Source organism: Pseudomonadota bacterium (assembly GCA_039196715.1).
In the GTDB taxonomy this organism is placed as follows: Bacteria; Pseudomonadota; Gammaproteobacteria; order CALCKW01; family CALCKW01; genus CALCKW01.
On record JBCCUP010000062.1, the window covers coordinates 13,279 to 27,338 of the forward strand.

General features: G+C 67.4%; 14 protein-coding genes. 5 read left to right on the top strand and 9 right to left on the bottom strand.

The features are described 5' to 3' along the window. Positions 1 to 16: 16 nt before the first annotated feature. Positions 17 to 919, bottom strand: coding sequence for a DMT family transporter (locus AAGA11_17475; protein ID MEM9604658.1), 903 nt, complete (start codon positions 917 to 919; stop codon positions 17 to 19). A gap of 120 nt (positions 920 to 1,039) precedes the next feature. On the opposite strand from AAGA11_17475, the gene AAGA11_17480 reads away from it, so the two are divergent. After that, entirely contained in the window at positions 1,040 to 1,771 is a 732-nt protein-coding gene (locus AAGA11_17480; GenBank protein ID MEM9604659.1) for an AzlC family ABC transporter permease, read from the top strand. After that, positions 1,768 to 2,094 (top strand): AzlD domain-containing protein, encoded by a 327-nt coding sequence (locus tag AAGA11_17485; protein MEM9604660.1) that lies wholly within the window; start codon positions 1,768 to 1,770, stop codon positions 2,092 to 2,094. The genes AAGA11_17480 and AAGA11_17485 overlap by 4 nt, the downstream gene beginning before the upstream one ends. Before the next feature lie 27 nt (positions 2,095 to 2,121). Here the strand turns inward: AAGA11_17485 and AAGA11_17490 are convergent, their stop codons facing one another. The 8 genes from AAGA11_17490 to AAGA11_17525 form a co-directional block, all read right to left on the bottom strand. Continuing rightward, the gene (locus tag AAGA11_17490; protein ID MEM9604661.1) at positions 2,122 to 2,910 is read right to left on the bottom strand and encodes an N-acyl homoserine lactonase family protein; all 789 of its coding nucleotides are present in this window, start codon (positions 2,908 to 2,910) and stop codon (positions 2,122 to 2,124) included. Positions 2,911 to 2,973: 63 nt separating this feature from the next. Further along, complete coding sequence (locus AAGA11_17495) at positions 2,974 to 3,480, bottom strand: ureidoglycolate lyase (protein MEM9604662.1); 507 nt, start codon at positions 3,478 to 3,480, stop codon at positions 2,974 to 2,976. Continuing rightward, positions 3,477 to 4,292, bottom strand: coding sequence for a bifunctional allantoicase/(S)-ureidoglycine aminohydrolase (locus tag AAGA11_17500; protein ID MEM9604663.1), 816 nt, complete (start codon positions 4,290 to 4,292; stop codon positions 3,477 to 3,479). The genes AAGA11_17495 and AAGA11_17500 overlap by 4 nt, the downstream gene beginning before the upstream one ends. Next, positions 4,292 to 5,233 (bottom strand): allantoinase PuuE, encoded by a 942-nt coding sequence (puuE, locus tag AAGA11_17505; GenBank protein ID MEM9604664.1) that lies wholly within the window; start codon positions 5,231 to 5,233, stop codon positions 4,292 to 4,294. Before puuE ends, AAGA11_17500 begins: the two co-directional genes overlap by 1 nt. A 51-nt stretch (positions 5,234 to 5,284) precedes the next feature. Then, entirely contained in the window at positions 5,285 to 6,475 is a 1,191-nt protein-coding gene (locus AAGA11_17510; protein MEM9604665.1) for a urate hydroxylase PuuD, read from the bottom strand. Then, positions 6,472 to 6,966, bottom strand: coding sequence for a 2-oxo-4-hydroxy-4-carboxy-5-ureidoimidazoline decarboxylase (uraD, locus tag AAGA11_17515; GenBank protein MEM9604666.1), 495 nt, complete (start codon positions 6,964 to 6,966; stop codon positions 6,472 to 6,474). Before uraD ends, AAGA11_17510 begins: the two co-directional genes overlap by 4 nt. Then, positions 6,963 to 7,631 carry a GntR family transcriptional regulator gene (locus tag AAGA11_17520; GenBank protein ID MEM9604667.1) on the bottom strand — a complete coding sequence of 223 codons (669 nt, stop codon included), beginning with the start codon at positions 7,629 to 7,631 and terminating at the stop codon, positions 6,963 to 6,965. Before AAGA11_17520 ends, uraD begins: the two co-directional genes overlap by 4 nt. Positions 7,632 to 7,740: 109 nt before the next feature. Beyond that, the gene (locus AAGA11_17525; GenBank protein MEM9604668.1) at positions 7,741 to 10,020 is read right to left on the bottom strand and encodes an NADP-dependent malic enzyme; all 2,280 of its coding nucleotides are present in this window, start codon (positions 10,018 to 10,020) and stop codon (positions 7,741 to 7,743) included. Positions 10,021 to 10,184: 164 nt separating this feature from the next. Between AAGA11_17525 and uraH the strand changes: the two genes are divergently transcribed. The 3 genes from uraH to xdhB form a co-directional block, all read left to right on the top strand. Beyond that, positions 10,185 to 10,538 carry a hydroxyisourate hydrolase gene (uraH, locus tag AAGA11_17530; protein MEM9604669.1) on the top strand — a complete coding sequence of 118 codons (354 nt, stop codon included), beginning with the start codon at positions 10,185 to 10,187 and terminating at the stop codon, positions 10,536 to 10,538. A 4-nt stretch (positions 10,539 to 10,542) separates the two neighbouring features. Beyond that, positions 10,543 to 12,006 (top strand): xanthine dehydrogenase small subunit, encoded by a 1,464-nt coding sequence (gene xdhA, locus AAGA11_17535; GenBank protein ID MEM9604670.1) that lies wholly within the window; start codon positions 10,543 to 10,545, stop codon positions 12,004 to 12,006. Then, on the top strand, positions 12,003 to 14,060 hold a 2,058-nt coding region (gene xdhB / locus AAGA11_17540), incomplete at its 3' end, for a xanthine dehydrogenase molybdopterin binding subunit (GenBank protein MEM9604671.1). The genes xdhA and xdhB, both read left to right, overlap by 4 nt.

The window sequence follows — 14,060 nt, forward strand, 5'->3', positions numbered from 1 at the left end:
GCATCCACCCCGTCAATCAGCACCGGGGCTGCCGCTGGCCGGTCATGACCAGCAACACGGCACCGGCGACCACGGCCATGCCGAGAATGCCCTGCAGCCCCATGGTTTCGTCGAACAGCCACCAGGCCTCGAGTGCCGAGAGCGGTGGAACCAGGTAGAAGAGGCTCGCCACGGACGACGCCGCCCCGCGTTGGATCAACCAGTTCAGCAGGATCACCGCGACCACCGAGAGCATCAGCACCAGCCACAGCAAGGCGACGACCAACTGCGGGTGAAACACCAGGCGGGTCTGGTCGGTCAGCACGGCGATTCCCAGCGACACTGCAGCCGCCGCAGCGTATTGCACGCACGCACCACTCACGAGCGGCGCACCCGCGCAATGGCGTTTCTGGTAGATCGTTGCCACCGAAATGCCGACCAGCGCCACCACACACAGCGCAATAGCGAACGGCGCGTCCGCAGCCGCGGGTGTCCAGCCCCCGGCGAGGTCGTTGTCCGAGAGCACGGTCACCAGGCCGACGAACCCGAGGCACACACCGAGCCACTGGCGCCCGCTGACCTGTTCGCGCAGCCACCAGATCGCGAGCACCACCGTCAACAACGGCTGCAAGCCGACAATCAACGACGAGAGCCCCGCGGGCATGCCGAGCGCGATCGCGCTGAACACGCCGCCGAGGTACATCACGTGCAGCAGGCAACCGACCACGAACTGGTGACCGTAGAAGGCCCATTGGCGCGGCCACCGGTGCCGCAACACGCTGTGCACCCCGGCCAGCAGCACCGCGCTCAGGGCGAAGCGGAAGCCGAGGAACACCATCGCATCGGCGTGCGGCATCGACGCCCGGGCACCGACAAAGCCCGTACTCCAGAGCAGCACGAACACCGCGGGTGCTGCAATCACCAAAAAGGGCTGGGGCACGCGCGGCATCTCGGCAAAGGAAACCGAAATTATCTCAGAAAGTGCCAGCGTCCGTGCCCGTGCCACGCATGTACAAAACGGCCTTGCCCGCCCCCCGGCATTCACGTACCGTTCGCCGCGATGTCACACCTCGACCCCTTCCCCACCGACCGTGCCGCCCTGTGGGCAGGCGCCCGCAGCATGGTGCCGATGCTGGTCGGCGCCGTGCCCTTCGGGCTGCTGTTCGGCGCCCTCGCCAGCGCAGCGGGTTTGCCACTCTGGGGCACGATGGCCATCAGCCTGTTGGTGTTTGCCGGATCCGCCCAGTTCATCGCGGTCGGCCTTATCGCGCAGGGCGCAGCAATCGGGATGATCATCCTGACCACCTTCATCGTCAACCTGCGTCACGCGCTCTACGCGGCCTCACTGTTGCCGTTCATCGGCCACTTACCGCAACGCTGGCTGGCCCCGCTCGCGTTCACACTGACCGACGAGAGCTACGCGATCACGATCAACCGCTTCCGCGCCTGCCCACACGACCCGCGCGGCCGGTGGTTTCAACTCGGCGCGTCGTTCGCGATGTACCTGAACTGGCAGCTTTGCACGGTGCTCGGCGCGATCGCCGGCACACAGCTGTCCGACGTCGGTGAGCTCGGCCTCGAGATCGCCATGGCCGTGACGTTCATCGGCATTGTCGTGCCGCTGCTGCGCAGCGCACCGATGCTGGCCGCTGCGGTGGTCGCCGGCGCCGTCGGCGTGCTCGGCCATGCCCTGCCACACCAGCTCGGCTTGTTTCTCGGCGCGGTCTGCGGCATCGCCGTGGGGTACGCCCTCGAATCGGCGCGCGAGCGCCGTCCGGCGTCAACGCCGTGACCGCAGCCGAGCTGCTCGTGCTGGTGCTCGGCATGCTGGCCGTGACCTTCAGCGTCCGCTACGTGCTGCTCGCGTTCGGCGACCGCATCCGACTGCCACCGGCCGCGCTGCGCGCGCTGCAGTTCGTGCCAGTCGCGGTACTCAGCGCGATCACCGTGCCGATGGTGCTGCAACCGGGCGGCGTGCTCGCCCTCAGTCCCAGCAGCCCCCACCTCGCAGCCGGGGTGGTGGCGGTGGCCCTTGCGGCGGGGCGCGCACCGCTGGTGGTGGTCATCCTCGGTGGCATGGCCGTGTTCTTCGCCTGGCGCCTGCTGGTCGCCTGAACGCCACTCGGCGCCGAGTAGCGACGCTCAGGCGACCCGGTGCCCGTCGAGGCGCCAGACCGGCAAGTGCCCTTCCTGTGGGTAGTAGCGGCGGACCAGCGGGTCGTGCCCGGGGATCACGCGTTCGCTGTGTCCGCCAAGCCCCTGAATCGTGTCGTAACCCGCGAGCATGTCCTCGACGTCGACGACAATCGGAAAGGGTTTGCGCGCGAGGAAATTCTCGTAGTAGTGTGACGCGTCAGAAGCCAGACACAAGGGCCCGAGCGCGGTCTGCACCTGGACCACCTGCAGGCCGCGTGAGTGCCCGCCCACGCGGTGCACGGTCACACCCGGCGCAACCGTGCCACTGCCCTCGTGAAAGACCACGCGGCCGTCGTACAGGTGGCGCACCAGTTCGCACACGTGGTCTGCGGTGAACGGCATGCGCAAGGTGTCGTGACACATGCAGGGGCCAGTCGCGAAGCGCATCTCCCCGGCTTGCACGTGAAAGCGCGCCGCAGGATAGCGGTCGAGACCGCCCGCGTGGTCGTAATGCAAGTGCGTGACGATCACCGTGTCGAGTGAATCGGGCGGCACACCGAAATCGCGCAGCACCTCGGTCGGGTCCTGCAGGATCGGCCGGTCGCGCCGGGCGCCCTCGGCTGCGTCGTAGCCGGTGTCCACCAGGATGCGCCGCTCGCCGTTGTCCAGCAACCAGACGAAGTAGTCCATGCCGTGCGGCGCCGATGGGTGGTCGTCGAACACGAAGCTGTCGCCACGCACCCGGCTGTTGCGTTCGGCGTATTTGAGCGCGTACACGGCCCACTGGTCAGTCACGGTTCTCTCTCCTGTCGCCCTGCTGACACCGGATCTGGTGCCAAACAGTGCTGCGTTGGGGTTTCATGTGTCGTCCGCCACCACGGTCACGTCACCGTCGATCGGGTGCTCGTCGAGGTTGTTGCCCTCACCGAGGCGATCCACCACGAGGAAATCGGCTTCACGGTCCAACACCATGTGGTAGTGGTGCCAGGTGTTGCGGTGAAAATTCACACCCTGCCGCCCGTCGCTGAGGAACAGCACCAGGCTGTCCGCGCACGGTGGCGCCTCACCCGGCGACACCAGCGCCAGAAAGCGCGCGGGCGACAACGGGTAGAACAACTGACTGCCGAGCGGGTGCCGCTCGAGCACGCGGACGCGGTGCGGCAGGGCAACGGGCCTCGAGCGAAACACGTTGACCGCGGGGCGACCGCCCTCGGCCGACACGTCCACCTGCGCGAGGTCGTTGAAGCGGGTGGTCAGTCCGTAGTTGATCGGGATCTGCTCGGCACCTTCGAGCGAAACCACCTCGCCGAAGGGGGCGAAGGCCTTGGCGCTGAGTGGCTCTGGTCGCAGCACCCGCGCCGTCATCGCAGCGACCCACCGAGCGGCATGTGGCGGTTGACGTCCTTGTACAGCAGGTAGCGAAAGCGCCCCGGCCCCGCCGCGTAGCAGGCCTGCGGGCAGAAGGCGCGCAACCAGAGAAAGTCACCCGCCTCGACTTCGTGCCAATCGGTGTTGAGTTTGTAGACGGCCTTGCCCTCGAGCACGAACAGGCCGTGCTCCATCACGTGCGTTTCCTCGAAAGGTATGGTCCCGCCCGGCTCGAAATTCACGATGTTGACGTGAAAGTCGTAGCGCAGGTCGTCGGGGTCGACAAAGCGCGTGGTCGACCAGACGCCATCGGTGTCGGGCATCGCCACGGTCGTCGCGTCGGCCTCGTGCACAACGAAGCGCGGCGGCGGCGCGATGCCGTCGACGGGTGTCGCGCGTTTGCGGATCCAGTGGAAGCGCGCCACCTCGGATCCGGTGTTGGCAATCTGCCAGGCGGCGCCGGCCGGGATGAACGCGTAGCTGCCGGGTCGGAGCGCATGGTGTTCACCGTCGAGGCTCAGCGCCAGCGCGCCGTCGCTGACGTACAACACCGTCTGGGCCGTGTCGTCGGTTTCCGGTCGGGCACTGCCGCCCCCCGGTGAGACCTCGGCGAGGTACTGACTGAAGGTCTCGGCGAAGCCACTCAGCGGGCGCGCCAGCACCCAGAAGCGCGCGCCCTGCCAATGCGGCAAGGCGCTGGTGACGATGTCGCGCATCACACCGCGCGGAATCACGGCGTACGCCGTGGTGAAGCAGGCGCGTCCGGTCATCAGTTCGCGCTGACCCGGCAGACCGCCTGGCGCCGACATCAGGCCACCTCCGGCGCGGGAAAGCGCGCACGCCAGTGGTCGGCGATGGCGAGCCGCGTGGTCAACCAGACGCCCTCACGCGCTTGCACTTCGTCGAGGAATCGCGCGAACGCAGCAGCCCGCCCTGGCCGGCCCACCAGCCGACAGTGCAAGCCGACCGAGAGCATGCTGGGGTGGGTGTCGCCCTCGGCGAGCAGCTGGTCGACGCTGTCGCGCAGGTAACTCAAAAAATGCTCGCCGGTGTTGAAGCCCTGGGCGGTGGCAAAGCGCATGTCGTTGACGTCCAGCGTGTAGGGCACGATCAGCTGGGCGTGGCCGTGCCGGGTTTCCCAGTACGGCAGGTCGTCCGCGTAGCTGTCGGCGTGGTAACGAAAGCCGCCCTCCTCGGCCACGAGCCGGTGGGTGTTCGGGCTCGCTTTGCCGAGGTAGAACCCGTGCGGCCGCTCGCCGGTGAGTTCGGTGTGCAGCCGAATGGCTTCGGCGAGGTGCGCCCGTTCGGTGGCCTCCGGGATGTGCTGGTAATCCAGCCACCGCAACCCGTGGCTGGCGATTTCCCAGTCGGCCTCGCGCATGGCGGCGACCGCCTCGGGGTTGCGCGCCATGGCCATGGTGACGCCGAACACCGTGACCGGGATGTCCCGCTCGGTCAGCAAACGGTGCAAGCGCCAGAAGCCAGCACGCGAACCGTATTCGTAAAGCGATTCCATGTTGAGGTGGCGCATGCCGGCAAACGACTCGGCGCCGACGATTTCGGACAGGAGTTTCTCCGACCCTGCGTCGCCGTGCAGCACCGAGGCCTCGCCGCCCTCCTCGTAGTTCAGCACCAGGTTGAGCGCGAGCTTGGCACCGCCGGGCCAGGCGGGGTCGGGCGGCCGACGGCCGTAGCCGACCATGTCGCGCGGGTAGCTTGCGTCAATCACTGTGCCGATCTCCCCTGCCATAGGTGCGTGTGTTTGGGCCCTGCGAGCGCAGGACATCGATCATTGTCAGTCTCACCGCGCGCCCTCCAGACCCGCGATCCAGGCCCCGAGTGTCCGGCGCTCTTCGTCGGTCATGCCGGTGGTGTTGCCGAGTGGCATGCTGTTATTGTCGACTGATCGAGCTTGTATTTTCGCCGCCTGCCGGCGCATATCGTCGAGCGAGTCGAGCACGAAACCGCCCGGCGCAACCGTGAACACGGTGTCCGTCGGCTGGGTCGCATGGCAGCTCACGCAGTGGGTCTGCACGATGCTGAAGGCCACGTCGTCGGCCACCGCACGGCTGTTGTCGATATCCACGCGGACCGGCATGCTGAACCAGGCAACACAGGCCATGCCCGCAGCCGCCACCACCAACATCCAGTGCCCGTGCTTGCCCTTGTGGCGCAAGTTGAAGTAATGCCGCACCCCGACACCGATCAGCACCAGCGCGGCCATGATCAGCCAGCTGTGCGGGTGCGAATAGGTGCTCGGATAGTGGTTGCTGATCATGAGGAACAGCACCGGCAACGTGATGTAGTTGTTGTGCCGGGACCGCAGCAACCCCTGTTTGCCGAGTTCCGGGTCGAGCGAACCACCGGAGGCCAGCGCGTCGACCAGCTTGCGCTGGTTCGGGATGATCACGTGCGCGACGTTTGCGACCATGATGGTGCCAAGCATTGCGCCGACGTGCAGAAAGGCGGCACGACCACTGAGCAACTGCGTCAACACGGCCGTGCAGAGCACCACCAACACGAAGCCGACAGCGGCGAGCCACGCCGGACGTTGCCCGAGGGCGGACTTGCACAAGGCGTCATACACCACCCAGCCGAGCACCAGCGTCGCCACACCGATTCCAACCGCCACCGCGCCCGAGAGCGGCATGACCGACGGGTCGACCATGTTGGCCACGGGGTTGAGGTAGTAGACGAAGATCAACAAGGTGACCCCGCTCAGCCAGGTGGCGTAGGCCTCCCACTTGAACCAGTGCAGGGTCTCGGGCAGTTTCGGCGGCGCGACCTCGTACTTCATCGCGTGGTAGAAGCCGCCCCCGTGCACGCTCCAGATGTCGCCGGCGACGCCGGGGGGTTTGTCGCCGTCGCGCTCGAGGTGCCCCTCGAGCCAGTTGAAATAGAACGACGCGCCAATCCAGGCGACGCCGACAATGAAATGGATCCAGCGGGTTGTGAGGCTGAGCCATTCCACCACGTGCGGGTCGAGTGTCATGCGCTGTTCTCCTCGAACCAGGCCGCCAGGCGGAAGCCGGCGATGCGGTGCACCTGCGCAAGCGCGGTGGCAAATTCGGTGTCGCGTGCGTTCGGCAGGCGCGCCTCGAAACCCGCGAGAATCTGGTGTTTGGTTGCGCCCTTCACCGCCATGATGAAGGGGAAGCCGAATTTCGTCGTGTAGGCGTCGTTCAGCCGGGCGAAAGTCTCGAACTCCGCCGCGCTCAGACTGTCGAGCCCCGAACCGGCCTGCTCGGCACGGCTGTCGTCGGTGAGTTCACCGGCAATCGCTGCCCGGCCCGCGAGGTCCGGGTGCGCACGCAGCAGCGCGAGCTGCGCGGCCTCGCCAGCGGCATCGACCACCTGCGCAAGGCGGGCTTGCACGTCGCCGAGTGTCACCGGTTGGGCAACGTGCTCGAAAGCGCGCTCGGCCACCCAGGGCGAGTGTTCGTAGACCGACCCGAAAGCCGCCTCAAACTGCGCGCGCGTCATGCAGGCACCTCCGAGTCGTTCAGCGACAGCACAAGCTGCCGGGCAAGGCCGTCGAGGTGGTCCACCATCGTCGTGCGCGCGACCACCGGATCACCGCCGGCAATCGCATCAATCACGGCCGCGTGGTCCGCGCAGGCACAGCCTGCGTCGGGCGCATCCGCGGCGTACTGCGCAACAATAAGCTGGTTGCGACAGATCACGCGGCGCGCGGCTTCAGCAAGTGGCGCGTTGCCAGCACACTGAGCGATGGCAAAATGCAAGTCCGTTGCGTACCGCAGCGCCGACCCCCGTTCGCCAGAGGACAGTGCGCGGCGCTCACGCGCGTGAATCGCCCGCAACCGGCGGATGTCCGCTGCGCCCGCGCGCGTGCTGGCACGCTCGGCAAGCTCGCCTTCGAGCACGCGCCGCGCGGCAAGGTACTCGAGCGCAACCGTCGGCGGCGTGCTGGCCACCGAGGCACCGCAGTTGGGTCGGATGTCCAGCACGTCCTCGGCCTCGAGGCGGTGCAGGACCTTGCGCACGGTGGTGCGGCTGACGCCGAAGGCCAGCACGAGCGAGGCCTCGGACAGGCGCTCGCCCGGCAACAGCTGACGCGCCAGGATCGCGTCGACCAGGTGCTCGTACAGCGCCTGATCGGCCAGAACTGCGACGGGAGGCTCGGGCATGGGGACACGGACTCGTCGGACGGACACACGATCATGATAGTGTGCCCACCTTGAATTGTATACAATCCAGCCTAGGCCGGGCTTGCGTTACAGGCCCGGTGATACCGCGCTAGCCGCCCCGGCCCTGTTCCTGGGCTTCGGTCACGGCAATCGCCGTCACGTTGACGATCGTCCGCACCGACGCCGCATCGGTCAGCACGTGCGCGGGTTTGGCGACGCCCGTCAGCATCGGGCCGACCGGCATCGCGTCCGCCAACACCTTGACCGTGTTGTAGGTGATGTTCGCCGCGTCGAGGTTGGGGAAGACCAACAGGTTGGCCTCGCCACGGTAGCCGCTGCCGGGGAAGATGCGGTCACGGTGCTCCTCGATCAGCGCCGTGTCAGCGTGCATCTCGCCGTCGACCTCGAGCTCCGGATGCCGCTCGGCGATGAGGGCACGCGCCTCGCGCATCTTCACCGCCGCCGGGTTGTCGCGCGTGCCAAAATTCGAATGCGACACCAGCGCAATGCGTGGCTGCATGCCGAAGCGCTGCACCACCTTGGCGCCCATCGCCGCGGTCTCGGCTATGTGGTCCGCGGGCGGCTCCTCCGAGATGTGGGTGTCGGTCAGGAAGTAGGTGCCCCGGCTCAGAATCAGGAGTGTCACCGCGGAGAAATCGGAGGCGTCGGGCGCGAGCCCGATCAACGCACGCAGGTGCCGGACCTGGCGGATGTAGCCGCCCTGGATGCCACAGACCATCGCGTCGGCATCACCGAGTTCCACCATCAAGGCAGCGATCACGGTTGGCGTGGTGCGCACCGTGTTGCCGGCGTAGTCCGGCGGCGCACCGCGACGGCGCATGCGTTCGTGGTAGGCCGTTGCCAGCCGCGCCTCGTCCGGGTTGTTGCCCGGCTCGACCACGCGCACATCGTCGTCGATGCGGTAGCGCAGGCCGAGTTTGGTGATCTTGTCCTGGATCGCGGCCCGCCGCCCGACCAGGATCGGTTTGCAGAGGTTTTCGTCCAGCAGTTCCTGCACCGCGGTCAGCACGCGCCGGGACTCGCCCTCGGCGAAGACCACACTGCGCGGTGAGGTGCGCGCGCGCTCGAACAACGGTCGCATCACGTTGCCGCTCTTGTACACGAAGGACGTGAGCTGCCGGCGGTACTGACTCACGTCCTCGATCGGCCGTGTGGCCACGCCCGAGCGCATCGCGGCTTCAGCCACGCGCACCGGGATTTCGGTCATCAGCCTCGGGTCGAAGGGTTTGGGAATGAGGTACTCGCGGCCGAACTCGAACACCGAGCCGCCGTAGGCCGCCGACACCACGTCGGAGGACTCGCGCATCGCGATGTCCGAGATCGCCTCGGCCGCCGCGATCTTCATCTCCTCGTTGATGGCGGTCGCACCGACGTCCAACGCACCGCGGAACATGAACGGGAAGCAGAGCACGTTGTTGACCTGATTGGGGTAGTCCGACCGCCCGGTCGCGATGAACGCGTCGTCGCGCACCGACTGGATCACTTCGGGCCGGATCTCGGGCTCGGGGTTGGCGAGCGCCATGATCAACGGTTTGTCGGCCATCGCCGCGACATCCTCGGTGGTCATGACCCCGGGCGCCGAGAGGCCGAGGAAGATGTCAGCCCCGCCGATGACCTCGCTCAGGGTGCGGCCCTTGGCGGTGGTGGCGAACGCGCCCTTGTACTCGTCCATCTTCTCGTTGCGGCCGACGTGCACAACGCCAGCGGTGTCGCAGACGATGATGTTCTCGCGTGGCAAGCCCATGCTGACCAACAGCTCCAGACAGGCAATCGACGCAGCCCCCGCGCCGCTCGCCACCAGCTTGCAGTCCGCGAGTGCCTTGCCGGCGATGCGCAAGGCGTTGCGCACCGCGGCGGCGACCACGATGGCGGTGCCGTGTTGGTCGTCGTGGAACACCGGGATGTTCATGCGCGCACGCAGGCGCTTCTCGATCTCGAAACACGCTGGCGCGCGGATGTCCTCGAGGTTGATACCGCCGAAGGTGGGTTCCAACACCGCGACGGCGTCGCAGAACGCGTCGACGTCGGTGGTGTCGACCTCGATGTCGAAACAATCAACACCCGCGAACTTCTTGAAGAGCACCGCCTTGCCCTCCATGACCGGCTTGCTCGCGAGCGGCCCGATCGACCCGAGTCCGAGTACGGCAGTGCCGTTGCTGATCACCGCAACGAGGTTTCCGCGCGAGGTATAGCGGGCGGCGAGCGCCGGATCCCCTTCGATGGCTGTGCACGCTGCCGCCACACCCGGCGAGTAGGCGAGCGCCAGATCGCGCTGGCTGACCATGCGTTTGGTCGGCCGGATCTCGAGTTTTCCCGGCGCGGGAAACTCGTGGTAGTGGAGCGCGTCTTTGTCGAGTTCATCAGCCATACTGGGATTCATCCAGGGCAAAAAGCGTGGGTGTGCGGCGCGGTGACGCCGTGGTGCGGGTTCGGGCGATTGTATACACTGCCTGCACCGCGCCTCGGTTACCGCCGCGCGACGGCCAGCACGACAGGGCCCGTTTGAACCGCCGCCTGTGGAATCACGTGATTATGGCAGGACTTACGACACACGTTCTCGACACCGCGAACGGCGTACCTGCCGCCGGCGTGCAACTGACACTTTTTCGCATCACCGACACCGCACGCAGCGCGGTGTGTAGCGCCGTCACGAACGCCGATGGCCGTGTTGACGCGCCGCTGCTCACCGCCGATGAAGCCGCAGCCGGCATCTACGAACTCTGCTTCGCTGCCGGTGCCTATTTCGCTGCGCGGGGGACGTCGATGCCCGACCCGCCGTTTGTCGACGAGGTCGTTCTGCGCTTCGGCATCGCCGACCCCAACGCCCACTACCACGTACCGCTGCTGGTCTCGCCATGGAGCTACAGCACCTACCGAGGCAGTTGAGGCCGTGGCCCGCACCGACCGCGACACGGTCCACTTCCTGTTGAACGGCGAGGCGGTCAGCCTGACAGCGCCGCCACCGACCCTGACCTTGCTGAACTGGTTGCGCCAACGCCGCGCACTCACCGGCACCAAGGAAGGCTGCGCCGAAGGGGATTGCGGCGCTTGTACCGTCGTGCTCGCGAGCTGGCGCGACGGTGCGGTGCACTACCGCGCGGTCAACGCCTGCATCGTGTTCATCGCCACGCTGGACGCCCGGGCGGTGATCACGGTTGAACACCTGAGTCAGTTCGGCTCGCTCCACCCGGTACAACAGACGCTCGTTGAGCAGCACGCCTCGCAATGCGGTTTCTGCACACCGGGAATTGTGATGTCACTGTTTGCCCGCTCGCAGAACGGCGACGAGAGCCCCGCGGTGGACACCCTGGCGGGCAACCTCTGCCGCTGCACCGGCTACGGGCCCATTCTCGCCGCCGACGACGTCGTCGACCGCGAGTTCGCGCGCGCCATGTTCGAGCCGCAGCACAAACACCTGGTGGACACCCTGCCCGGTTTCGACCGCGACGACCACATCGGCTACACCGCCAAAAGCGGCGCCTTCTTCGCGCCCGCGGTGCCCGAGCGGCTCGCCGAGGTGCTGGCCGAGCACCCGTCAGCCACGGTGCTCGCCGGTGGCACCGACGTCGGCTTGTGGGTCACGAAACAGCAGCGCACCCTGGAGACCGTGGTCTCGACCGCGCGGCTCGCCGAGCTCGGCGGCGTCAGCCGCAACGCCGGCTGGCTGGAGATCGGCGCCGCCTGCAGCTACCGAGATGCCCTGCCCGCGCTGGCTGACCACCACCCACGGCTCGGCACCCTGGTGCGCCGCATCGGCTCGACCCAGATTCGCAACACCGGCACCGTGGTCGGGAACATCGCCAACGGCTCCCCCATCGGCGACATGCCACCGGCGCTGCTGGCGCTCGGTGCAAGCGTGGTGCTGCAGAGCACCGAGGGTACACGCGAGCTCGCGCTCGACGAATTCTTTATCGATTACGGCAAACAGGCGATCGCGCCCGGCGAGTTTGTGCGCGCCGTGCAGGTGCCGCCGCTCGGCCGCGACGCACACTTCAGCAGCCACAAGATTTCCAAGCGCTTCGAGCAGGACATTTCGGCCGTGAGCTTTGCCGGCTACGTCGTGTGCAACGCCCACGGCGTGGTGGTCGACATTCGCCTCGCCTACGGTGGACTCGCAGGCATACCCAAGCGCGCACGCCAGGCGGAGAGTGCGCTGCTCGGCGCACCGTTCACCGAGACCGCGTTGCACGAGGGTGCGCTCGACGCCCTCTCCGCGGATTTCTCCCCGCTCGGCGACTGGCGCGCGAGCCGCGCCTACCGCGAACGCGTCGCGCGCAACCTCCTGATCAAATTCGTGCGCGAGGTCGCCACAGGCAACGTGGTGGACCTCTGGCCTGCGGCGGATTCGGTATGAGTCAGAGCGTCCACAACAGCGTCGCGCACGACAGCGCCGCCCTGCACGTCAGCGGTGCCGCGCGCTACATCGACGACCTGCCTGAGCCGCCCGGCACGCTGCACCTCTTTATCGCCCAGAGCCCGCACGCGCACGCCACACTGAACGCACTGCACCTCGACGCGGTGCGACGTGCGCCAGGCGTGGTGGCCGTGCTCAGCGCGCATGACATCCCCGGCGTCAACGACTGCAGCCCGGTGATGGGCGACGACCCGGTGTTCGTCGAACGCACGGCGCTGTACGCCGGGCAATCGGTGTTCGCGGTGGCGGCGGAATCGCTGGCCGAGGCCCGTGCGGCCGCCGCACTGCACGAGGCCGACTGGACCGTGCACGAGGCGATCACCACGGTCGATGCCGCGATGGCGGCCGAGCGCTACGTGCTCGAGCCGCGCACACTCGAGCGCGGCGCGGTCGACACCGCACTCGCGACCGCGCCGCATCGCCTCGAGGGCGAGTTGCGTATTGGCGGGCAGGACCACTTCTACCTCGAGGGCCAGGTCTGCCTGACGCTGCCGGGCGAAGCTGGCACCGTGCACGTCCACAGCTCGACCCAGCACCCGAGCGAGGTGCAACACACCGTGGCCAAGGTGCTCGGGCTCAGCGACCACGACGTGGTGTGCGAGGTGCGTCGGATGGGCGGCGGTTTCGGCGGCAAGGAGTCGCAACCGGCGCTGTTCGCGAGCATCGCCGCGCTCGCAACCTGGGTCACCGGCCGTGCCGCCAAGGTGTGCCTCGACCGCGACGACGACATGCGCATGACCGGCAAACGCCACGACTTCCGTGTGCGCTACCACGTCGGTTTTGACAACGACGGCGTGCTGCGTGCGCTCGACGTCGAACACGCGGTGCGTTGCGGCATGTCAGCGGACCTCTCGGGCGCCATCGCCGACCGCGCACTCTTCCACACTGACAACTGCTATTTCATTCCCGCGGTGCGCGTGCGGAGCTACCGATGCTTCACCCACACCGTCAGCAACACCGCGTTCCGCGGTTTCGGCGGGCCGCAGGGGATGCTCGGTATCGAACAGATCATCGCAGCCGTGGCGGCCGACCGCGGCCTGGACCCGCTCGCTGTGCGGCAACGCAATTTCTACCGCGCCGGCGCCCTTGAAACACCCTACGGCATGGTGGTCGAGGACTTCGTCGCCGACCGGATCGTCGACGAACTCGCCGAGCGTGCCAACTACCGCGCCCGCCACGCCGAGATCAACGCGTTCAACGCAGAGTCTACCGGGGTCAAACGTGGCATCGCGCTGACGCCGGTCAAGTTCGGCATCAGCTTCACCACCACCCACCTGAACCAGGCGGGTGCGCTGCTGCAGCTCTACAGCGACGGCAGCGTGCTGCTCAACCACGGCGGCACCGAAATGGGTCAGGGCTTGTATATCAAGGTGGCGCAGGTCGTGGCGGACGTGTTCGGCATTCCACTTGACCGCGTGCGTGTGTCGAGCACCCGCACCGACAAGGTGCCCAACACCTCGGCCACCGCGGCGAGCAGCGGTTCCGACCTCAACGGCATGGCCGCACAAAACGCGGCCCACACCGTGCGCGCGCGCCTTGCCGACGTCGCCGCCGACCGCTTTGGCTGCGCGGCAGCCGACATCGAATTCGCCGACGGTGCCGTGCGCGCGGGCGAACACCAGCTGCCGTTCGACGAGCTGGTCAAGGCCGCCTACCTCGCCCGCGTCTCGCTCAGCGCCACCGGTTTCTACGCGACCCCGAAAATCCACTACGACCCGGCGTCGCTGACCGGCCGCCCGTTCTACTACTTCGCCTACGGCGCTGCCGTTTCCGAAGTCAGCATCGACACGCTGACCGGCGAGTACCGCGTCGACCGGGTCGACATCCTGCACGATGCGGGGACATCGCTGAACCCGGCGATCGACCTCGGCCAGGTCGAGGGCGGTTTCATCCAGGGCATGGGCTGGCTGACCACCGAAGAGCTCTGGTGGACCGACGACGGCGAGCTGAAGACGCACGCGCCGAGCACGTACAAGATTCCCACCGCCGGCGAC

What these genes read in the sequence shown, in the direction of transcription:
- AAGA11_17510 (MEM9604665.1), bottom strand. Translation starts at nt 6,475, where the DNA reads ATGACACTCGACCCGCACGTGGTGGAATGGCTCAGCCTCACAACCCGC.
- uraH (MEM9604669.1), top strand. Translation starts at nt 10,185, where the DNA reads ATGGCAGGACTTACGACACACGTTCTCGACACCGCGAACGGCGTACCT.
- uraD (MEM9604666.1), bottom strand. Translation starts at nt 6,966, where the DNA reads ATGACGCGCGCGCAGTTTGAGGCGGCTTTCGGGTCGGTCTACGAACAC.
- puuE (MEM9604664.1), bottom strand. Translation starts at nt 5,233, where the DNA reads ATGGCAGGGGAGATCGGCACAGTGATTGACGCAAGCTACCCGCGCGAC.
- AAGA11_17495 (MEM9604662.1), bottom strand. Translation starts at nt 3,480, where the DNA reads ATGACGGCGCGGGTGCTGCGACCAGAGCCACTCAGCGCCAAGGCCTTC.
- AAGA11_17520 (MEM9604667.1), bottom strand. Translation starts at nt 7,631, where the DNA reads ATGCCCGAGCCTCCCGTCGCAGTTCTGGCCGATCAGGCGCTGTACGAG.
- AAGA11_17480 (MEM9604659.1), top strand. Translation starts at nt 1,040, where the DNA reads ATGTCACACCTCGACCCCTTCCCCACCGACCGTGCCGCCCTGTGGGCA.
- AAGA11_17525 (MEM9604668.1), bottom strand. Translation starts at nt 10,020, where the DNA reads ATGGCTGATGAACTCGACAAAGACGCGCTCCACTACCACGAGTTTCCC.
- AAGA11_17500 (MEM9604663.1), bottom strand. Translation starts at nt 4,292, where the DNA reads ATGTCGGCGCCAGGCGGTCTGCCGGGTCAGCGCGAACTGATGACCGGA.